Source organism: Pontibacter sp. MBLB2868 (assembly GCF_051904785.1).
GTDB lineage: Bacteria > Bacteroidota > Bacteroidia > Cytophagales > Hymenobacteraceae > Pontibacter.
The window spans coordinates 227,789-248,755 of sequence record NZ_CP196710.1 but is presented as its reverse complement, the minus strand read 5'-3'; the positions used below and the strand labels follow the sequence as shown (position 1 = coordinate 248,755).

The following is a 20,967-nucleotide window of genomic DNA, read 5'->3' as shown; positions in this document are numbered from 1 at the left end:
TACATGGCAGTCGTAAACATTGATCAAGATTTCATGCTCCGTATCGAAAGTGCCCTCGATCAGATCAGGCCCTACCTGGAAGCTGACGGCGGTAATGTAAAGGTACTGGAGGTGACAGATGATATGGTGCTTAAACTGGAACTACTAGGTGCATGTGGTACATGCCCGATGTCTACCATGACATTGAAAGCCGGAGTAGAGCAGTCAGTACTAAAAGCGGTGCCTGAGATCAAAGCCGTTGAAGCTGTGAACGTAGCTCCGATCGGTTAGAAAAATATACATCCTGTAAGAGCGGGTATGGTTATGTAAATAGCCGTACCCGCTTTTTTATTTTACACAGGCCACATACGTCTCCTCCTAAACAGCTTCTGCTCTTTTTCCGTTAGCAACAAAACGAGGCTAATTTCCTTAATTCTTTAGCATCCACAGCAAAAAGGCTATATTTGTCTCTATAACTTTAATCAAGCAAAATGATCAAAGCGAACGACCCTTCTCTTCATTCCTGGATAGAAATAGCGCCAAACAGCGATTTCCCGATACAAAATTTGCCCTTCGGAGTCTTTAAAACAGACACCAGAGATCCACGTGTAGGCGTGGCAATTGGTGAATATATCCTGGACCTGTGTGTGGTTGGGCAGTATAATTTTTTCGAACTTATCGACCTGGACCCGAATGTGTTCCACCGTTCTCACCTGAACGACTTTATCGCCTATGGCAAACCTGTCTGGCGGGCAGTAAGAAACCGTGTATCAGACCTCTTACGCAATGACAACACAGAAATTAGTGGCGACAGCACAATGATTCGCGAGTGCCTGGTGCGGCAGGATGAGGCTGAAATGCTAATGCCTGTAAAAGTGCCAAACTATACTGATTTTTATAGCAGCATTGAACATGCCACGAATGTTGGCACGATGTTCCGTGATCAAAAAAACGCCCTTTTACCAAACTGGAAACATATTCCGATAGGCTATCATGGTCGCGCTTCATCCATTGTAGTTTCAGGTACAGCACTTCACCGTCCTAAAGGCCAGACCAAAGCTCCTGATGCTGACGCGCCGACATTCGGGCCTACAAAACTTTTAGACTTTGAGTTAGAAGTTGCTTTTATCACCGGTAAAGAAACAAAACTGGGCGAGAGCATCACCCCTGATGAAGCGAATGACTATATCTTCGGGCTTGTCCTGTTCAACGACTGGTCAGCCAGGGATATGCAAACATGGGAATATGTGCCTTTGGGGCCTTTCCTGGCAAAAAGCTTTGGCTCATCAGTTTCTCCTTGGGTTGTAACTTTAGATGCCTTAGAGCCATTTAAAGTAAAAGGTCCTGTACAAGATCCTGCTCCCCTCCCGTATTTGATCTTTCATGGCAACCATAACTACGACATTAACCTGGAGGTACTGATACAACCAGAAGGAGGCACTGAAAATAGCATCTGCCGGTCTAACTACAAGTACATGTACTGGAACATGAATCAGCAACTGGCGCACCAGAGCAGCAATGGCTGTAATCTGCAGGTAGGCGATATGTACGCATCAGGTACTATCAGCGGCTCCGAAAAAGATTCTTATGGTTCTATGCTGGAATTAACCTGGCGTGGCGCTAACCCTATCAAATTATCTGACGGCACTGAGCGTAAATTCATCAACGACAACGACACCGTTATTATGAGAGGGTATGGCGAAAAGAATGGAATCCGTATAGGTTTCGGTGAAGTAAATGGTAAGATATTGCCAGCAGTTTAGGTATTTATCACTTAACATGAGGGGTATAGGCTTAGCTATATAACTCATAGTGCAACCCACCCCTACCCCTCCCAAGAGGGGAACTATACTTACGTGCAAGATTCCCATCTTGGGAGGGGTTAGGGGTGGGTTATAACACTACACTCATATATTTCGCTAATTATGAGAATAGACTTATGAGAATAGCAGGAGTGCTATTACCAACGAACTACTTTCAAAGGATCACAGAGAATTTTCTTCAATAATAATATCTACAGATATTAGACATTATGACTCAAGCTTAAAACTTGAGTCATAACTTGATGTTAAACTTGTAACTCAACTGCATCAGAGCACTAACTGTAGTAGTCACCAACGTAGATGACCATACAATCTAACGTATAACTAATACCAACATAATTTGAGTAAAGTCATGTCCTTTAAAACCATAGATCCCCAAGATGTCAAAACGGCAGAGTTTCATGCTTTACTTTTAGGGGCAATAGCGCCCAGGCCAATAGCCTTTGCCAGCACCAACGATGTAGATGGAAATGTGAACCTGAGCCCTTTCAGTTTCTTTAATGTCTTCAGCGCAAAGCCACCTATACTTGTCTTCTCCCCTGCCCGTCGTGTGCGGGACAATACCAGTAAACATACGTTGGAGAATGTTATCGCTACAAAAGAGGTCGTGATAAATATCGCAAACTATGACATCGTAGAACAGATGTCTTTGGCAAGCACTGAATATGACCAAGGCATAAATGAATTTGTAAAAGCTGGCCTAACCCCTGAAGCTTCTGTGTTGGTAGGCCCTCCGCGTGTTCTCGAAGCTCCTGTAGCTTTTGAATGCAAGGTAAACGAGGTGATCAGTTTAGGTCCTGAAGGAGGTGCTGGCAACCTGGTGATCTGTGAGGTGCTACTTATGCACATCAACGAAAGCATCCTGGATGAGAATGGAAAGATTAGTCCGTTTAAGTTAGATGGGGTTGCCCGTATGGGTGGCGATTATTACCTCCGTGCAAACGGCGATTGCATTTTTGAATTAGCTAAACCTGTTCGTAATAAAGGGATAGGCGTTGATCAGCTGCCTGCATTCATCCGTAACAGCAACATTTTGAGCGGCAATAACCTTGGCCGGTTAGGCAACACAGAAACTATACCAACAGAGGAGGAAGTACAAGCTTTTAAAGCTGATCCTATAGTTGCCTACATTATAAACAAGTATAAAGATGATCCTGCCAGACTTAGCCAGGAACTAGAATTGCTTGGAAAAAAGCTTCTGGAAGATAACAAAGTAGAAGAAGCCTGGAAGGTTCTGTTACTTGGGGGAAGGATGATATAAGCTGTCTCGATGTTAATTCCTTCAAAGCTAAAATTTTACCTCCTCAGGCTAAAGTCAAAGGCCCCAGAATAATTATTCTGGGGCCTTTGACTTTAGATATTATTTTATACTATTAATTGGCCAGATCTAGCTCCTCGTATTTAGAGTTTTTACTTTTGAATTCAGGCACCATTCCTTTCATCTTTCTCACAACTTCAACATCAGTGCTTTCTTTGTTTAGCATCAAAAGCTCTTTAATATCAAGAACTACTTTATCGTAGGTGTACTTTCTAACTTTAGATATTTTTATCTTGTGATGGTGCGTTGGAATGGTCTTTTCCTCCACACTCAATAACTCTTCAAATAACTTTTCTCCTGGTCTCAGGCCTGTAAAAACTATTTTTATATCCTGCTCAGGAACCCTGCCTGCTAACTTTATCATTTTTCTGGCCAGGTCAACAATTCGTACAGGCTGCCCCATATCAAAAATGAAGATCTCACCGCCATTACCCATTGTTCCTGCCTCTAACACTAACTGAACTGCCTCAGGTATGGTCATGAAGTAGCGGGTAATATCCGGGTGGGTTACTGTAATCGGGCCACCTTTTTCAATCTGCGATCTAAAGCGTGGAATAACCGAGCCATTGGAGCCCAGCACATTTCCAAACCGGGTTGTTATAAACTTAGTCTGTGGTATTTCTCTTTCATCAGTATCATAATAATCACTTTTTACAGGATTGATACTATTAAGAGATTGTATATAGATCTCGGCAATCCGCTTAGAGGCACCCATAATATTAGTAGGATTCACAGCCTTATCAGTAGAAACCATTACAAATTTTTCTACATCAAAAGTGAGAGAAAGGTCCGCCAGGTTTTTAGTACCCAGTATATTTGTCATTATAGCCTCCGAAGGATTGCTCTCTATCATAGGCACATGCTTATACGCCGCAGCGTGATATACAACCTGGGGAGCATACTCATTAAATATAGTATACATCCTGTTGAAATTAGAAATGTCTCCCATGCAGATCTGAAGATTTGCTTCCGGGTGAGTCTCTTCTATTTCTAATTGCAAGTCGTGTAAAGGTGTTTCTGCCTGATCACAAATGATGATCATTTCCGGGCCATAGCTCAATACCTGCCTTACTATTTCAGAGCCTATCGAACCGGCTCCTCCTGTTACCAAAACTCGCTTGCCTGCCAGGTCTGCCGACAATTTATCATTTTCGATCACAATTGGAGGCCGCTGTAGCAGGTCTTCAATTTTAAGATCCTGCATCTGGTTCATGTGCAGATAGCCCGACATCCATTGTGATGTTGGAGGAACAGTCAGAACTTTTATACCAAGCTCCACACATGACTCTATCGTCCTCTTCCTGGCTTCTGATTTCAGGTCCTCACTCATCACAACGAGTTTGTCAACCTTTACCTTCTGCTGCAGCTTTTCAAGTTCATCTACATGGTATACTTTCTTCTGATGAATGTGCTTGTTTACCTTATTAGGATTATCATCTATAAATCCTGCTACAATAAACTTGCCCATCCCGCTTGTTTCCAAAGCATCTTTTACAAGAATGGCATTACCGTCTGATCCATAAATAAGGAAAGTCACTTTTTTACCGGTCGTGCTTCTTTTTATGAAATAAAATAAGCCTTTGGCACCCAACCTGAGTATGATGAGCAAGCCAGAAGAAACGAAGAAATTTACGAGAAGAACCAGGTAAATATTTACAGAATGTATATTATAAACAGGTACAATTACCGCACTCATAACAAGCCCATAGGCAAGACTACAAATTAAAACAGCAGTAAAAATCCGGTAGATGTCCTGCGTGCTTGAATACCGGATAAGGCCGGTATGTAAACGCATATAGTAGAAGGAGATAAGAGAAACAACACAATATATACCTAAGTATATAAAGAAATGCCCTCTAAGTATTGTGGTGAATTCGAATTGCTTTATTAAGAAAAAAGCAAAGGCAAAAGACCAACTGGTTATTACCTGATCGATCAAAAGTATGATCCACTTTGGCAATGATTTATTCAGTAAAAATACTTTCATACATAGAGTCAGGTTAAGACAGAAGCCGTTCTAATGCCACACCATTTAGCAAATTATTCCGTACAAGATTTAAAGTAATCTAGCTATACGGCATATATGCAAAAGTACTCAATAAGATGATAAATTTTTAGGGAAAAGATATAAAATACATATATAATGCAGAAATATATAGCTTAAGGCACAAGAACTCCCAACACTGTTACCTTTTACGAAAAAGAAGCTGCTGATTATTTTAATAAATTTCTAAAAACAGAAAAGCCAGTTAATTGTATTTTAAAGAGCACATTATTTATCTCACATCCTCCTTTACCTATCATAACTATTAATATTTACTGAAGCAACATGTCGATTATCTGACATTACTAATCGTTGGTAACCATTACACCTTGCTTTGAGTATTGTAAAAACTTTTTACATAATGAGATTAGATTTTTTGCGTTACAAAATCGTACAACCAATTATAGTGGCATAACTTCAAAAATGTCTTGCCTTGATTTTATGACTAATAAAACAATGAAGTTATTTATTAAAAAGAAATTACACTTATTTGCATTGATATTGGGAATGAGCCAGATAGCTGTTGCTCAGTCACCAACACCTCGGTATGAGGTTGGAGCACAGGTAAGTACTTTTATATATCATGGCGACCTAACAACCTATAAGTTTGGTTCCCGCAAAACAGCTGCTTATGGTTTTGGTGTCTTTGGTGCCCTTAGGTTTAACGAGTCTTTGTCTTTGCGTGCTAATATAGCAAGAGGTAAGTTGAAAGGGGATGACAAAAGATACCCAAATCCAATATATACAAGGGGCTTCAACTTTGATACACCTATTACTGAAGTTTCAGGTTTGCTGGTGTGGGATGTGTTAGGCAGGGGAGCAATAGATATTCCCCCAAACATTTTCCCATATGTGATGGGCGGAATTGGCTATTCGTTTCTGGACATACGGAGAGATTACTCTCAGAATGAATATGGCCCGACTCACCCTTATACTATAGGCCTGGAAAAGGACATTGCTGAAACACCTCCAAGTCGGATACCTGTTGCTATGGCGGGACTAGGAGTACGTCGCTATTTAACCGAGAAATTAGCTGTAAATGCAGAATTCATGTACCGCTTTACCTCTACAGATTATTTAGATGGGTTTAGTGAATCCGGAGACCCAAGCAAGAATGATTCTTACTATACTTTCTCTGCGGGCTTATCTTACAGTTTCGGAGAAAGAAACGGCAGAAGAGGTGGCGGCAGCTTTAAAAAAGGCAAAGGGCGAAAAGGCAAGATCGATTGCCCTGTTTATGAGTAAGAGAAGTAAATTTCATCTTCCTTTTCATTCAAACTCTGTAAGAAAACTATTTAGGCTATTCTCAAAGTGACGTATCCCATTGCTACTCTTCCTTTGTAATGCCTATAGTCTAATCTGGTAAGGTAATCCTACAAGGCGTTCTATATGTAAACCCATATCCCCACCCAATTTTGGAATTAGTTTTATGGCAAAAACACAATTCCCCTCTTGGGAGGGGCAGGGGTGGGTTAAAAGGTAGCTCTATGACATCAACAAGAGTGTTTATACAATGAAACCACTTTCTTGTTCAAAGCTATATATAACAGGCTACCCTCTTTGATTATATCTAAGATTAAACTATCTACTAAGCAAACTTACGATCACCTATACCTCCTGCTTTACCTTCAGGCAAGCCTCTATTGCTTCAACAACCCTCTCCAGATCAGAATTTGTTAGATTAGACCCTGATGGGAGACAAAGGCCTTTCTCAAATAAGCGTTCACTTGTACCATCACCATAAAAAGGGGCATTTGCAAATACAGGTTGCAAGTGCATTGGCTTCCACAGCGGCCGAGATTCAATATTTTGTTTCTCCAGAGCATGCCTGATGTCTTCCCTACTGATCCCGTTTTCTGTTTCATTATTTACAAGTATAGTGCTCAACCAACGGTTAGAGTAGAAATCTGAGTTTGGTTCTACATCAAACTGAAGCTGCTTATAATCAGCAAATGTCTGCTTATAAAATTTATAATTAGCTCTGCGCTTCTCCACTCGGCTCGGTAATACTTCCATCTGCCCACGGCCAATACCGGCACAGATGTTACTCATACGGTAATTATAGCCAATCTTAGAATGCTGGTAGTGAGGCGCTGCATCACGTGCTTGTGTAGCCAGAAAGCGGGCCTCTTTTATCCAAGTATCATTTGATGACACAAGGGCTCCACCGCCTGATGTTGTGATTATCTTATTACCGTTAAAAGATAAAATGCTCATGGCTCCAAAGGTACCTAAAGGCTGGCCTTTGTAAGATGAGCCCAGGGCTTCAGCTGCATCTTCTACCACGGGTATAGTATATTTATCTGCTATTGCCATGATCTTATCCATCTCGGCAGGCATACCATAAAGATGCACTACAATGATAGCTTTAGGCTTCCTGCCCTTACTAATTCGATCTTTAATTGCCTCTTCTAATAAATCAGGAGACATATTCCAGGTACGGCTTTCGCTATCAACAAATACCGGCGTAGCTCCCTGATAAGCTATAGGATTGGCAGAAGCCGAGAACGTCATGGATTGACAGATAACCTCATCCCCCGCCTGCACACCAAGTATGATCAAAGCTAAATGCAAGGCCGCTGTACCAGAACTGAGTGCTGCCACATGTACGCCACCTCCCAGATAATTTGCTATATCTGATTCGAAACCATCTACATGAGGGCCAAGCGGAGCGATCCAATTGGTATCAAAAGCCTCTTTTACATACGCAAACTCATTTTCGCCCATGTGTGGGGACGATAGCCATATTTTATCTTGCATTGCCTTACTTAATCTAATGGATTAGTATATTTAATTACCTTGCCAGGCACTCCTACAACTACTGCAAAGTCCGGTACATCTTCAATGATCGCAGCTCCTGCTCCAATCGTAGCATAGTTGCCAATTTTTATTCCCTGAATTACACTGCTACCAATTCCTACTTGTGTGCCCTCTCCTACTGTTACATTACCCGCCAGGGCAACATTTGGTGAAATATGCACATAATCCTCCAGAACACAATCATGATCTATTGAGCAATTGGTATTCAATATCACGTGCTCTCCTATTCTGCTGTCTGCATTTACTACTACTCCCGCCATCACTACTGTACCGGCTCCTGGTTTGCAACGCGGACTAATTTGTGCGGAAGGATGCATAGCAATCCTATAAGCTTTCTCAAGAGAATCAGCTATTTTCTTGCGGGTACGGTTATTCCCAACAGCAATGATCACCTCCTGATCACCCAATTCCGGTAGCATTGAAGTATGATGCAGCGGGTATCCAAGGAAAGTCTCCCCACCAGGCTTGTCATCTACAAACACTAGATCTGTGACTCCGTTCCTTTCCAGGATTTCTGCGATTACTTTTCCGTGTCCGCTGGCACCGTAAATGATCATGTCTTTATCTTATTTACTCTTGCTTGAAACTCCCCTCCTTGGTTAAGGAGGGGCAGGGGTGGTTTGCCTTCGTCCCAGTAAACTTCGGCATCGTCACGTTTCCTTCCTGCGAAATCCCCTCACTTTTAAACACCTTAGCAAAGGTTAGCATCAGTATCTTCAGGTCCAGTTTAAAGCTCAGATGCTCCACATACCACACATCATAACTGAACTTCTGCTCCCAAGAAATAGCATTTCGTCCATTTACTTGTGCCCAGCCTGTTATCCCCGGTCTTACCTCATGCCGCCTTGCCTGGTGCGGAGAGTACAAAGGCAAATACTCTGTCAACAAAGGGCGCGGACCTATCAGGCTCATATCGCCTTTGATCACATTTAAAAGTTGTGGTATCTCATCCAGAGAAGTTTTCCGCACAAAACTACCAACAGCAGTCAAACGTTCTGCATCAGGAAGCAAATTCCCATTAGCATCCCTCCTGTCATTCATCGTTTTAAACTTGATGATCCGGAAGATGCGACCGTGCAAGCCCGGGCGAAGTTGGAAGAAAAAGGGCTTCCCCTGGTTTGCTATAGCAAGCAGAGCCGTGCAGCACAGAAAAACTGGTAACAGGATGATGAAACCTGTTATACCACATACCAGATCAATAAAACGTTTGAAAAAGTTTCTGTACAAAATACTAATTAGTTTATAGATGATTTCAAATTTACCCGAGTACATTGTACCTGACCTCACAGCGTTTGAAAAACCTCCGAGTGTCTTGCTATCCCCAGACGCTCACAGGTTTTCCAAACGCAGTGAGGTCATCGTAGCCACTGATCATTATGAAGATAACCTTTTACTTCTCAAAGCTTCTTTATACTCCTCCAACAACAAACTCCAAAAATACTTCTGCTCATACCGCTCTACGATCATCCGTCGGGCATTAGATTGCAGATGTGCATATAGCTCCTTATCTACAAGCAACCGTTCCATAGCCTCCTGTAAAGCATCCACAGACTTAGGAGGAATTATCAAACCATTCTCGCCATCTACCACAATCTCATTACAGCCATTAATATCTGTTACAATACTCGGAAGATCGAAGCAACCTGCTTGCATGGGCACATTTGGAAAACCTTCGCGGTAAGAGGGAAAGGCCAGAGCATTACTAATTGCCAGGTAAGGACGCACCTCGTTCTGGTAGCCAACGGATAGTATAGCAGGGTTCTGCTCAATCTCCTGTAAAGTATGGTGGTCTAATGGATCCAGGTCCTGCTCCAGGGGCCCCACCAAAAGTAGCTTTATAAAAGCGTACTGCTTTTGCAAAGCAGTAAAAGCACTTACTAATTCCTGTATCCCTTTATCTTTAACTATCCTGCCAATGAAAATAAACAGGAAATCCTTTTCATTTATACCAAGCTCGTGTTTTAGCTGTTGCACAGCTTCCAGATCGACTGCATCTATGCTGAAATAACTCGTATTGATACCGTTACTACTACCGTTTCCGATCACTTTCACTTTATCCGGTTTACAGAACCTGCTCTCCAGAATAAATTCTTTGAGCACCGTAGAATTGGGGTATACTTTAGTTGCACAGGCATATGTTAGCTTTTCAACTGCATTTAAAACGCTTCTTTTCGAACCTGTCGCTTCCATTAAGGGCAGACCGGCCACAGTATGTAACCGAACCGGGACACCGGCCAATTTTCCCCCTAGCATACCAATAATACCTGCTTTTGGAGTATGCGAATGGATAATGTCTGGTCGATACTTTTTACAAAGTTTGTAGAAATCCCATAAAGCTTTGAGATCAGCCAGCGGCGTGATCTTGCGTGTCATGGCTAAAGGAACGTGGGCGCACTCCTGCTCAACCACTACCTGTTCTACCAGTTCTCCTTCGGCAGAAATCATAAGTGGCTCAAAACCATTCTGTTTCATAAAAGGCAACTGGCCTGTTATTAATTTTTGCAGGGAAATAGGAACGGTTGTCATACGGAAAAGAACTGCCATTATGCCTCGCTATTCTTCAAGTGTTCGTAAATTTCTCCCATACTCATACTAACCATACCATACTTTCTTTCCAGCATCTTAAAATACGTCAGGATTTTAGTCAAATCTACCATACTTTGAACTGGATGATCTCCAAAATTGTGCGGATGCCACCACAGGTGATAACATTCCCCCTTCTTGGCAGCAACGGACATTTCCTTTAACACTCTACTTAACCGCAGTTCATTTAAGAATTTGTTATCCGCGTGCACTGGTCTTAGCAAGCGGCTCGCCGGCAAAGACAGTGGCATACCATCTTTCATTTCTAAAGAAGATAGTTTATATGATGTTCTTTTACCCAATGGCATATAACCATCGCCGGTACGGAATATTTTTTTTGATAGCTTATCTACCACCGTCTGCTCCCAAAACCAGTCTTTCGGGTTAGATCGTACTGTTCTAATACCTTCTTCAAAACAAACTTTCAGATACGATTCATTATATTGATTCCGGGGGAATACCAGTGAACGTAAAACAGTACCATGTTTTGCCGCTATTTTTTTAGCAGCTTGCAGATCACTCCTGAACTGCTCTATCGTTTGTCCGGCTTCCTGGCAATAGTAATGGCTGAAGGTATGTGTTCCTAACTCCTGGTAGGGAGTGTTTTTAATCTGCCCTATCAACTCCGGGGCAAAAAAGAAAGGATTATTGGCTACTATACCCGAAAACCTTTCCTTCAGCTTATAAGCAGATAAATTAATATTAGAATATCCAGGTTGTTTGTTCGGTATATACTGCTCCCATTCGTCCCAGTTTTCAGTAAAAAGCATTCCCACTGTAGCCCAGGTTACATGAACACCCTGCTTCGCAAACACACCGAGCATTTCCGGAATCACATGACGTGTATTTTGAAAATAAGTCTGCCTCTCATGCAGTCGTACTTTATCAAAAATACCCCAATAGAGCTCGAAGTCCAGAGAGATGGTAAATACAGGTAAGTCTTTCATCCTATTGTTGCTGCATACTTAGTGCTTGCTGCTGCTCTATTAGTTTCTGTCGCTTAAAGAGTAACTTACGCTTTTTAAAATCCAGGAAAGAAATGATCACAAAGAAGAGGAAGTACATGACCATACTCTTCTGCCTGGTGGCAATTCCCAGGTTAGACATAACAAAAGATAGAGCAACTGAGGAAGTTAAAAAGATAACCAAGCTCATCTTCACAAGTGAAGTAGAAGTTTTCAGGAACTTAAAGAAATCCTTGTCCCACAGCTTAAGAGTAAGAAAGAGATAGAATAAGTTTTCCAGCGAAATGTAAAGACCTAATGCACCCGGAGCATCGATAAAAAGTGGTCTGTACCAGAAAGTAAAGAGTTTTAAAGGTAGTGGGTAGCTGTTCATGTCTACTCCCGAACCGGACTCACTTAAACTCGCAGCACGATTTGTTGCAAACTCATCAAAGCTACTGAATACCTCCTGCTCATTAATGTTTGCAACCGCTAGAATCTGATCATAGAAAAGAGCGATTGCTCCAATAAAAGCTACATAGACCAATATCTTCTGATACATGGGTACCTTTTCTTTTCCAGTAAAATAACCTAATACAGCTCCAAAGCCTAAAAAAAGAAACATGTGTGGCCGGATATTGAACACGATCAAGGCTCCTGCTAATAAAGTTAAAATCCTTTTCTGAGGTATGCGCATGGCATAGGTAAACATCCCAATACCCAGAAAAATAAGTGAGCCTTTACCCAGAGATGCCGTCCAGAAATGCATGTTAGGCAGGAATATTAAAAGTGTGATGATCTCAATATTCCATAGCTTCAACTTTGTTTTGATGTTTTCTTTGAAGAACAGGTAAAAGTATAAGAAGCCCAGGTATCCAAACCAGGCAAACAAAAGCATGGAGGCTTCATATGAAAAGCCTAAGGAATGCGTAAAGGGGTAGGCAACAAAATCAATGAATTTGGTACCTGTCTGGTAAATTCCTAACCATGAATCATCACCCTCAGTAGTACGTTCATAATAAGCTTTTGAATCCGATGCATTAAAGGTAGCATAGAGATAATAGATCAACCAGAACAGTACATGAAAGAAGTACAACTTATTCATCAAACTGACAGACAAATAAGGATGTGCTTTTTTAAAGCGCCTCAGGATAGGCTGGTTGACCAGGTATAATACTACCAGTAAAATGAGTGCACCTAACATTTGTTTAAAATAATTCCATATCGCCTAATGAATAGCCCCAGTTCTGTTGCTTCACTAAGGCCTCAAAATCATCCTCTGGTAACAAAAGGTTTCGAAGCGTAACAATTGGTCCTTTATCCACAACCGGGATAAAACCCATACCAGGATAAAAGTTAGAAGCTAAATTGAAATGCCTGCCGGAAGCTGACACAAGAAACGAGGATCTTGATGCCTCTTTAAATGACTGCCTCAATTGCTTTCGCGACAATTTGTTAAAGGCACTCTCATTTACAAACAGATCTACTACACGTAACTCTGTACCAAATGAATGTGCTTTAAGTCTATAAAATAAAACGTAAGATTTATAATCAGACAGGTAGTAGTAATCAAATAAAGGGTTATTCTGGTAACGCCAGGAAATATAGGCTGGAGTTAAAACCGTATGTAAACTTTTTGATTTTGATATGGGATTAACCACAAGGGGCAGGAAACTCAGGAGTTTAGTCCAATCCTGATCAGGTATAGTATGTTTAACGGTACTTTTGTATGCAAATGGGTTAAGTTTAAGCTTTAGAGGCATCCTGCCTTGCTCAACCCATCCCATTTTCAAGTATCCTGGCATACTGCTTTGATTAGGAGTATTATACACAATACTTGTACCCGCTGCTTTTGCATCTTCAAGCCCTTGTAAGGTGAGTCTTTTAAAGATGCCTTTACCTTGAAAGTCCGGATGAGTAGCTGTATCTACCGCACGAACAGCTTTGATCATTTTCCCATTATACTGCCACTGCCATTGTAAAAAAGCCCTCACCCCTACCAACTTACCTTCATCTTCAGCAACCAATACAGGAGAAGCTCCATGCGGATTCTGCACATGCTTCCACTTCCATAAATGCTCAGACTTCTCTATCAACCCTTCTCCCAAAGATGTCTTCAGTAAATCAACAATAGCTGGTATATCTTCTTCAGTTCCTTTTCTTATCTGCATGGTATTTATGTAATCCAACCACCCCTAACCCCTCCTTGTCTAAGGCGGGGAGTTTTAATTACTCTGAGCTATTTTCTCGATAATAGTTAAGTTAATACAAGTGTAAACGATAGGCAAACATTCAAAACTAGTACAGTATTACAGTAAGAAAAGATTCCCCGCCTTAGCTAAGGAGGGGTTAGGGGTGGTTGGACCCAGCTTACCCTTTTTCCTCTTTCAAAAACAAATATAAAGCTTCCAATTGGCTTGCCATCTTATTTATACTGAAATCCTGCACAACCCTGTTTCTGGCACATTCTGCTAAATTCTTAAGCCGTTCGGGTTCATTCAACAAACCTACGCCCAATTCAGCCAGTTTCTTGTATTCATCTACTTCGCACAGTAAGCCACTTTTACCTTCTTCTACTACTTCCCCTACACCGCCAGCCTTCGTACTGATCACAGCGCACCCACAACTCATGGCTTCCAGTAAAGCGATTGGGAGACCCTCGAAAATGGAGGACATCATGTAGATGTCCATGGCGCTGAAGTAGGGCTTTACATCTGTTTTGAGGCCTGGCATGTGCAAGCGCTCCTCTATGCCCAGTGTCTTTCTTTTCGCCAGCAGTTCTTCTTTAAGCGGTCCATCTCCAACAATAATGAAATGCGCTTCGGGCATTTTTTTCAAAATCTCTGCAGCAATCTCCATCCATACATCCAGGCGCTTCTGAAAACGGAATACAGACACGGTACCAATTACAGGGGCGTTAGCCGGTATACCTAGTTCCTGCCGTATTTGTAGACCCACCTGCTCATCCCGCACAAAATGTGCCGTATTCACCCCATTGAGAATGTTGAGCAGGTAGGGTATCTTTGCTTTTCCATTGATTTTATCTTCTCTCACAGCCGGCAAAACAAGCTCCCTGAAGTTGGTTACGCTATTCTTGCGAATAGACTGCTGCACGTCATCTGACACCGCCACGGCAGCATCCTGCCAACCAAAGCTGAGTTTATTCAGCCAATACGTGATCTTATTGTACCGCTCCCATTTGTTATGCTCAGTATAGACGACGGGTATCCCTGTCTTCTTTCCTACCAGCCTGGCAATCACGCCAGCCCAGGGCAGGTGGCTATGGATCACATCTACCTGGTGTTCCTGCACATAACGGCTGATTTCCCCTACTCGCTGAAACATCTGCAGGTTGTTATTCGCCTTAAAGCAGACTGCCCTGGCCCCCAAAGCTTCAATGGCAGGCACCATCTGGTCTTTCCAGGGAAGGAAGTAGGCAAAATGGAAATCAAATTGCTCTCGATCATGCACTTTTAAGGTTTCCGGCAACAGCATTTCAGCGCCACCTCTCCCTAAGGATTTGATCAGGTGCAGGACCTTAATTTTATGATTTAACACGAATTATTTTTTTATTACTCTTGAGACTCCCCCTCCTCGGAGGGGTAAGGGGTGGGTTATTAACTATGAAAATCTTTACCAGAAATGACTTGCTCATAGGCTTCCTTGAACCTTGTCGCTATTCGAGAATTCATATATTTACCGATAACTAAATGATGAGCATTTGCTACTTTCTGATCTACATTCTGTCCACCAACCAACACTTCATTAACTGCCTTGATGAAACCAGTTATATCTTCCTTCTCAATTAACCACCCTGTTGTATCATTAACCACTTCGCTTATCCCTCCTACATTGTTTGCAACCACCGGCGTCTGACAATACATTGCCTCTAATATAACACCCGGTAATCCTTCAATTAAACTCGGCATCAGAAAAGCGGTAGCATGTTTTAATACCTGCAGTACATCATTACGATAACCAGCAAATAAAACCCGATCCTTACAGGATAAGCCGGCAACTTGGTTCTCCAATTCTGCCCGCATCCGACCGTCACCAATAATAATCAAGAATACAGATGGATCATTCTGGGCTACAGTATCAAAGATATTAAGTAATGCCTCATGATTCTTCTCAGGCACCAGGCTTCCGATATGTACCAGAACTCTGTATTCTTTATAGATTGATTGCAGATCAGCTGGTGGTTCGGAGGATATTTCCTGCTCTTCCACACCAATTGGAATCGTCTTGATCCTTGAAGCCGGGAAACTGAATGTATGGATAAAGTCCTTTTCACAAAGCTGACTCACCGAAACGACAGCCTTCACTTGATTCACAAAAAACCGGTTTAGCAAATACTTTGGTCTTGTATTTATGAAATCTCCCATTTTGTTGGCGTTTCTAAATACAACAGGGGTATCCCATTTATAAACCAGTTTACTTAATATGGCGAACTTCAAAGTATCTCCAGCATTAGCCTGAATTAAATCCGGCTTTTCGCTCTTTATTAAATCTGCGAAATCTTTCCAGGCCTTAAAATCCCACAAGCGTTTGTTTAGAGGTCTTTTTAAGTGACTGGTTTTACCGCTGAAGGGGAGTTCTGAAGTACCACTAAATACAGAAATCAGATGTACATCTACACCTAAATTTCGTAAGTGATTTGAAAGTTGTGAAGCAAATATTTCTGCACCTCTGAATTGAGGCTTTTGTACCAGTTGAATGACTTTCAAAAGTTCAGTTTTTATAGTGCTTCAATTTTACTCATTGTTCTATCAAGTTCATGAATCCACGTACCGGATTCCTGGCTTTTGATACTTGCTGCTACCTCAAGTTTACGTCTGAAATTCTCATCACTGGTAAGCATATACATCTTATCATATAAGTCATCCACATTACCTGCTTGATATAATAGCAAATGCTCCTCATCTTGATACTTAACAGGTATTTCACCCGCATTAGGAGCTATTGTTGCTTTACCAGCAGCTAAATACTCCCGTAGTTTTAGAGGAGAGTAGTGAAACCCTTCAGCTGATTTAGCGCTAACTAAAGCCACATCAAAAACAGAAACATAATCTGGAATGTCAGTAAAGGCCTGTTTACCAGCAAAAACTACAGAGTCCTGTAGTGACAGTTCGTCAACAAGCACTTCTATTCTAGGTTTCTCGGATCCCTCTCCAACCAACAGGAGCTTTACATGTTTAACCTTTTGCTGTAGTTTTGAAAATGCTTTTACTACTACATCCAAACCATGAAAGGAGCGAAAGCTACCGGTCCACCCAATTACCAAACTCCCATCTAACTCGTATCTAGTAACTAACTCTTTGTTCTTTTCCTTTGGAGAGAAGAGCAAACTATCAGCAGCCATAGGCGAAATGAAAGCTCTTTCAGGATCAACCCCCATTTCAATTACTTTGGAGCGAACTTCCTCAGACACACAAGCAACTAAATCTGCTTTTTTCAGGGATCCTGCTTCAACATGCTGCTCTAAATATTTACCCCATATTGGTCTTTTCACACCCCACTTTGCTAATTCCCAAACAACTGGAGCATGTACATAGATGACATATGGAACATTAAGCTTTTTTGCAATTCGAAAACCCGGACCGGGAAAAAGATCATGCTGTTCCCACACAAACTTAATTTTCATTTCAGGTTTATTCCATTCTCCATCAAAATCCAGCGGCCATTTTACAGGCTGTTTACTGTATAGCAACCAATCTTTAATAGCTGTTTTTAATACAGAAGGGAATATTTTAGAATACCACTTTTGTTTTATAGACTGTACATTTTGCGACCCCTTAGAAACCAATGGATAATGTAAAACTTCCTGGGTAGATGCAACTTTATCTGTTGTAGCAATCCAAGCTTTGCCATACCGCTGCTCTACAGCCGCAGCCCACCCAGCTACAGTTATCCAAAGAGCCTCGGCACCGTTCCATGCGCTACTGCTCCTTGGCATAATAAAAATAACTCCCGATTTACTTTTTTTTGGATTTAAATTTTCCACTAGTTACACAAATTTTGCCTTTGGTCTTTTAACTTCTTAATTAGTAAGTTTTACTTTTTAAGAACCAACATAAACACCTTTGTTTAAGAAGCCAATAAAGAAGAAATAAAATCATTTTCTTCTTTGCATTTCATCTAAAATTAAAAAACAAAGAAGTAAATGATTTTAATAAGTAGATCAATTTTGGAGAATCCTTAACTGACTTTACGTAAAACTGTTCATACTTTTTGGAAGCATTTTTAATATTAAAATAGTCTTCAAATAAACTTTTGTAGAAGAAACTTGATTCTGTGCAACTTATACTCTCTGAATCATTTACCACTATTCTTTCAGAAAAATTATAATTAATAGCTTCGATATAGTTTTCCCTATTGATTGATATTAATCCATGTTTCTTTGATGGAACTAGAAGCCTTTTCCCTAAAAAACAAGCTTCCATAGCGCTTCTACCATTAGCAACAATATAGTTAGCTATATCAATAACAGTTTTGGCATCTTTTGTAAAATGTTGGTCTTGAACAAAAAAAACATCAGGGTCACATAATGCTTCTGGATTAGGCATGAAACCATTCTCATGGTGACCTAGATAAATTAATTTAACTGAAACATGATTTTCTTTTAGCTCCTTATAAAAATCATAGGCCTGTTGTATCCCTAGTCCATAATAATTATCTAAACGACCAACTTTCATCACTATTAAGTCTGTTGGTTTATAATTAATCAATTCTTTTAATTTACCAACAGATTTTTCATTTGTGCTAAAGGGTATAACTCTATTTGATATATTAACAACATGCTTACATTCTTTTAATTCTTTGTAAAAATTGAAGTTTTCTACACTGCATGTTATAACATTTTTAGGGGTATACTTTGACGGAACTGCTCTGTTTGCCCCCCCTGGTTGGGTCAACACTATCTTAGAGCTAGAGAAGAGTTGTGAAAAATATGCAAAAAAGACAACGACTAAATCATATATGTGGACAACATCAGGTCTATATTTAAATGTCATATATATATATTTAAAGATAGAGTAAAAATTGTTTAATCCTCCCATCTTCAAATTTATATATTTATTCCCTAATATTTCTTTCGCAACAGGCGAGTCATGATCGCCAATATTGAAATAGTATACTTTGAGATTTTCCGACATTACTTTTGCTACACTAGCAGAGCTAAAGTAGCTCCCACCTCTACCGGAATTGTGTTGTTGACGATTAGAAATTAAGTAGAAAACAGTCATCATATTATTCGCTGTTCTACTTCTAGTTCTATCTTATATTTATTTCTAACTCTCTTTTTAACTTCATCTATCAAATTCAATATATCATTGCCTGTCGCTTTATTAATATTAATTATAAAGCCTCCATGTTTTTCTGAAATTTGCGCTCCTCCGATAGAAAAACCCTTCAAATTTAACTCATCTATCAGTGTACCAACATAATAACCTTCTGGGCGTTTGAATACGCTTCCAGCATTCGGGAATTCTTTTGGCTGCTTTGACCAACGCGCTGTTTTTACTTCTTGCATCTTCTTTTGTATCGAATCTTTAATACCTTTTTTTAATTCAAGTGTAGCCTTGGTAACAATTAAATTCGGGCTTTCTTGAAAAAGGCTCGTTCGATACCCAAACTTGATTTCATTTTGTTTTAAGGAAAAAAATTTATCACTAATAGGATCATAGCATCTAACATCTATCACTAAATCCTTTATTTCTTCTCCGCTAGCACCCGCATTCATTACCACAGCCCCCCCTAAAGAGCTTGGAATATCATAAAAAACCTCAAGCCCTGAAAGCGAGTTTAACAGTGCAAGTTTACTAAGTTCTAACATTGTTACTCCCGCTTCAGCCTCTAAGCAATTATCGTTCACAACTACATTATCGTAGGTATTAGAGAAGATAATAAACTCCTCTTCATAATACTCCTTGGACAATATAATATTATGACCACTCCCTAACAGTATTTTCTTTGCTCCTTTCCCATCCAAAAATATCTCTCTAATATCATCTTCTGTTTCTGGAAACATTGCCATACGGCATGAGGCTTTTATTCTGTAAGAATTAAATTGTGATAAATCAAAATCTGTATAAATTTTCATATCTTTTGTAACTGCTTTACTCTATTTGAAATGAGAACCTTGAGTTGCGCAAAGTCAGATTTGGAGTATCTTAATAATTCCCTTATAGGAATCTTAACTTCTTTTGAATAAAAATATATAAATAATAGGCCTGCAATTGTATAACTCAATGTAGAAGAAAACGCTGCACCATTCGCACCGTATCTAGGTATATAGTAAATATTCATGATTACATTCAATACAAGTGCTGGAAACATTGCTTTCATTGAGACCCAAGGCTTGCCTCTACCTGCTAAATCCATATTCAAAACTTTGTATAGAGTAAGAATAATTACCCCTGGAAGTAAAATGACTAACACTTCTGAACTAGGGAGAAAGCTTTTACCATATAATAATGTAATAATCCATTGTGACAACAGCGCAATTGTTAAAGCAGCCACACTAACAGCAATAAAAGAGATTCTTAGTAATTGAGCTGTTTTAAAAGAAAATGCTCTTGAATCCTTTGCTGAAGCGCTTCTTGCGAATATTATTGTACTTAGGAGCATTGGTATCTGCCACATATATTCTATTAATGCGGCACCTTTCGAATAAATACCTAATTCATGTTTAGAAGACAATTTGTCTAATAAAATAATATCTAGCCGATAATTTAGATTAATTACTAATAGAGATACTGCATATACTATCCCAAGTGTCAAGAGTTTTTTTACAACAGAAAATTCAATTTTTAAAGAAAAGCTTTTAATAAAGTTGTACTTAAATAGTAAAAAAACAAACATGAAAAACACTCCAATTATAGATGCTTGCATTACACCTTCTATGCCCTGTCCTAAAATGATAACAAATATCAATGTAAAGGTTAAAGTAATTAAAGAAGGTACCCAGTTAATTCTATTGAATGCTTTTATTTGATTAGAACCAATAAAAATACCTGAATTATAAGTATTGAATAATTCAAATGGAATTGGAACTACAGCTAAAATCACAAGGTATTCTTCATCTCCAGCATTACTAAATTTCTTAATTAGAATATAAGAAACAATTAAACTTATGAAAGATGAAAGTACCCATAGCTGTGTGATAGCCCTTTTTATATTTTCTAAAGGAAACATTTTTTGTCCAACAAACAATGTAGTCGCTTGTCTCACTCCCAAAGAACCTATTGTCATAAAAAGAGCTGGGTAAACAGCTAATGCGGCAACCACTCCATTACCCTCGGGGCCTAACCATCTAGCAACTATAGCACCCCTTATTAGACTAAATAATATTACTCCAATTTTGCTAAATAATACGCTCGCTAGGTCGTTAACAAACTTATTCATCTCTACAATTAATACATCTCTAGTTTTTATTTTGCATCAGAATATGTCAAG

18 protein-coding genes are annotated in these 20,967 nt (G+C 40.0%); 4 read left to right on the top strand and 14 right to left on the bottom strand.

All coding sequences use genetic code 11. From position 1 onward, the window contains the following. Nucleotides 1–3: 3 nt before the first annotated feature. From ACSX1A_RS01100 to ACSX1A_RS01090, 3 genes are all read left to right on the top strand, one after another. A complete protein-coding gene (locus tag ACSX1A_RS01100; RefSeq protein ID WP_439881758.1) occupies nt 4–270 on the top strand; it encodes a NifU family protein in 267 nt (88 codons plus the stop codon). A 200-nt stretch (nt 271–470) separates the two neighbouring features. Next, nucleotides 471–1,742: a fumarylacetoacetase gene (gene fahA, locus ACSX1A_RS01095; protein WP_439881757.1), complete on the top strand. Its 1,272-nt coding sequence runs from the start codon at nt 471–473 to the stop codon at nt 1,740–1,742. Between the two features lie 412 nt (nt 1,743–2,154). Next, nucleotides 2,155–3,063, top strand: coding sequence for a flavin reductase family protein (locus tag ACSX1A_RS01090; RefSeq protein ID WP_439881756.1), 909 nt, complete (start codon nt 2,155–2,157; stop codon nt 3,061–3,063). A gap of 112 nt (nt 3,064–3,175) precedes the next feature. Here ACSX1A_RS01090 and ACSX1A_RS01085 read toward each other — a convergent pair whose 3' ends face one another. Continuing rightward, a complete protein-coding gene (locus tag ACSX1A_RS01085) occupies nt 3,176–5,107 on the bottom strand; it encodes a polysaccharide biosynthesis protein (protein ID WP_439881755.1) in 1,932 nt (643 codons plus the stop codon). Between the two features lie 513 nt (nt 5,108–5,620). Between ACSX1A_RS01085 and ACSX1A_RS01080 the strand changes: the two genes are divergently transcribed. Beyond that, entirely contained in the window at nt 5,621–6,409 is a 789-nt protein-coding gene (locus ACSX1A_RS01080) for a DUF6089 family protein (RefSeq protein ID WP_439881754.1), read from the top strand. 363 nt (nt 6,410–6,772) lie between these two features. On the opposite strand, the gene ACSX1A_RS01075 is transcribed toward ACSX1A_RS01080, so the two are convergent. The 13 genes from ACSX1A_RS01075 to ACSX1A_RS01015 all read right to left on the bottom strand — a co-directional run bounded on the left by ACSX1A_RS01075 (nt 6,773) and on the right by ACSX1A_RS01015 (nt 20,916). Continuing rightward, a complete protein-coding gene (locus tag ACSX1A_RS01075) occupies nt 6,773–7,924 on the bottom strand; it encodes a DegT/DnrJ/EryC1/StrS family aminotransferase (RefSeq protein ID WP_439881753.1) in 1,152 nt (383 codons plus the stop codon). Nucleotides 7,925–7,932: 8 nt separating this feature from the next. Then, entirely contained in the window at nt 7,933–8,541 is a 609-nt protein-coding gene (locus tag ACSX1A_RS01070; protein WP_439881752.1) for an acetyltransferase, read from the bottom strand. A gap of 13 nt (nt 8,542–8,554) precedes the next feature. Continuing rightward, entirely contained in the window at nt 8,555–9,211 is a 657-nt protein-coding gene (locus ACSX1A_RS01065; protein ID WP_439881751.1) for a sugar transferase, read from the bottom strand. Nucleotides 9,212–9,358: 147 nt separating this feature from the next. Next, entirely contained in the window at nt 9,359–10,528 is a 1,170-nt protein-coding gene (locus ACSX1A_RS01060; protein WP_439881750.1) for a glycosyltransferase family 4 protein, read from the bottom strand. Next, complete coding sequence (locus ACSX1A_RS01055) at nt 10,528–11,514, bottom strand: polysaccharide deacetylase family protein (protein ID WP_439881749.1); 987 nt, start codon at nt 11,512–11,514, stop codon at nt 10,528–10,530. The genes ACSX1A_RS01060 and ACSX1A_RS01055 overlap by 1 nt, the downstream gene beginning before the upstream one ends. A 1-nt stretch (nt 11,515) precedes the next feature. Next, nucleotides 11,516–12,715: a hypothetical protein gene (locus tag ACSX1A_RS01050; protein ID WP_439881748.1), complete on the bottom strand. Its 1,200-nt coding sequence runs from the start codon at nt 12,713–12,715 to the stop codon at nt 11,516–11,518. Between the two features lie 4 nt (nt 12,716–12,719). Beyond that, the gene (locus ACSX1A_RS01045) at nt 12,720–13,682 is read right to left on the bottom strand and encodes a GNAT family N-acetyltransferase (protein WP_439881747.1); all 963 of its coding nucleotides are present in this window, start codon (nt 13,680–13,682) and stop codon (nt 12,720–12,722) included. A 199-nt stretch (nt 13,683–13,881) separates the two neighbouring features. Then, on the bottom strand, nt 13,882–15,069 hold the full coding sequence (locus ACSX1A_RS01040; RefSeq protein ID WP_439881746.1) for a glycosyltransferase: 1,188 nt from the start codon (nt 15,067–15,069) through the stop codon (nt 13,882–13,884). A 59-nt stretch (nt 15,070–15,128) separates the two neighbouring features. Further along, a complete protein-coding gene (locus ACSX1A_RS01035; protein ID WP_439881745.1) occupies nt 15,129–16,238 on the bottom strand; it encodes a glycosyltransferase in 1,110 nt (369 codons plus the stop codon). Between the two features lie 11 nt (nt 16,239–16,249). Next, entirely contained in the window at nt 16,250–17,515 is a 1,266-nt protein-coding gene (locus ACSX1A_RS01030) for a glycosyltransferase (RefSeq protein WP_439881744.1), read from the bottom strand. 130 nt (nt 17,516–17,645) lie between these two features. After that, nucleotides 17,646–18,758 carry a hypothetical protein gene (locus tag ACSX1A_RS01025; RefSeq protein ID WP_439881743.1) on the bottom strand — a complete coding sequence of 371 codons (1,113 nt, stop codon included), beginning with the start codon at nt 18,756–18,758 and terminating at the stop codon, nt 17,646–17,648. Then, complete coding sequence (murB, locus tag ACSX1A_RS01020; protein ID WP_439881742.1) at nt 18,755–19,612, bottom strand: UDP-N-acetylmuramate dehydrogenase; 858 nt, start codon at nt 19,610–19,612, stop codon at nt 18,755–18,757. Before murB ends, ACSX1A_RS01025 begins: the two co-directional genes overlap by 4 nt. After that, complete coding sequence (locus ACSX1A_RS01015; RefSeq protein ID WP_439881741.1) at nt 19,609–20,916, bottom strand: flippase; 1,308 nt, start codon at nt 20,914–20,916, stop codon at nt 19,609–19,611. Before ACSX1A_RS01015 ends, murB begins: the two co-directional genes overlap by 4 nt. Between the last annotated feature and the right edge of the window lie 51 nt (nt 20,917–20,967).

What these genes read in the sequence shown, in the direction of transcription:
- ACSX1A_RS01080 (WP_439881754.1), top strand. Translation starts at nt 5,621, where the DNA reads ATGAAGTTATTTATTAAAAAGAAATTACACTTATTTGCATTGATATTG.
- ACSX1A_RS01015 (WP_439881741.1), bottom strand. Translation starts at nt 20,916, where the DNA reads ATGAATAAGTTTGTTAACGACCTAGCGAGCGTATTATTTAGCAAAATT.
- ACSX1A_RS01075 (WP_439881753.1), bottom strand. Translation starts at nt 7,924, where the DNA reads ATGCAAGATAAAATATGGCTATCGTCCCCACACATGGGCGAAAATGAG.
- ACSX1A_RS01085 (WP_439881755.1), bottom strand. Translation starts at nt 5,107, where the DNA reads ATGAAAGTATTTTTACTGAATAAATCATTGCCAAAGTGGATCATACTT.
- fahA (WP_439881757.1), top strand. Translation starts at nt 471, where the DNA reads ATGATCAAAGCGAACGACCCTTCTCTTCATTCCTGGATAGAAATAGCG.
- ACSX1A_RS01050 (WP_439881748.1), bottom strand. Translation starts at nt 12,715, where the DNA reads ATGTTAGGTGCACTCATTTTACTGGTAGTATTATACCTGGTCAACCAG.
- ACSX1A_RS01070 (WP_439881752.1), bottom strand. Translation starts at nt 8,541, where the DNA reads ATGATCATTTACGGTGCCAGCGGACACGGAAAAGTAATCGCAGAAATC.
- murB (WP_439881742.1), bottom strand. Translation starts at nt 19,612, where the DNA reads ATGAAAATTTATACAGATTTTGATTTATCACAATTTAATTCTTACAGA.
- ACSX1A_RS01025 (WP_439881743.1), bottom strand. Translation starts at nt 18,758, where the DNA reads ATGATGACTGTTTTCTACTTAATTTCTAATCGTCAACAACACAATTCC.
- ACSX1A_RS01090 (WP_439881756.1), top strand. Translation starts at nt 2,155, where the DNA reads ATGTCCTTTAAAACCATAGATCCCCAAGATGTCAAAACGGCAGAGTTT.
- ACSX1A_RS01045 (WP_439881747.1), bottom strand. Translation starts at nt 13,682, where the DNA reads ATGCAGATAAGAAAAGGAACTGAAGAAGATATACCAGCTATTGTTGAT.
- ACSX1A_RS01055 (WP_439881749.1), bottom strand. Translation starts at nt 11,514, where the DNA reads ATGAAAGACTTACCTGTATTTACCATCTCTCTGGACTTCGAGCTCTAT.
- ACSX1A_RS01100 (WP_439881758.1), top strand. Translation starts at nt 4, where the DNA reads ATGGCAGTCGTAAACATTGATCAAGATTTCATGCTCCGTATCGAAAGT.
- ACSX1A_RS01060 (WP_439881750.1), bottom strand. Translation starts at nt 10,528, where the DNA reads ATGGCAGTTCTTTTCCGTATGACAACCGTTCCTATTTCCCTGCAAAAA.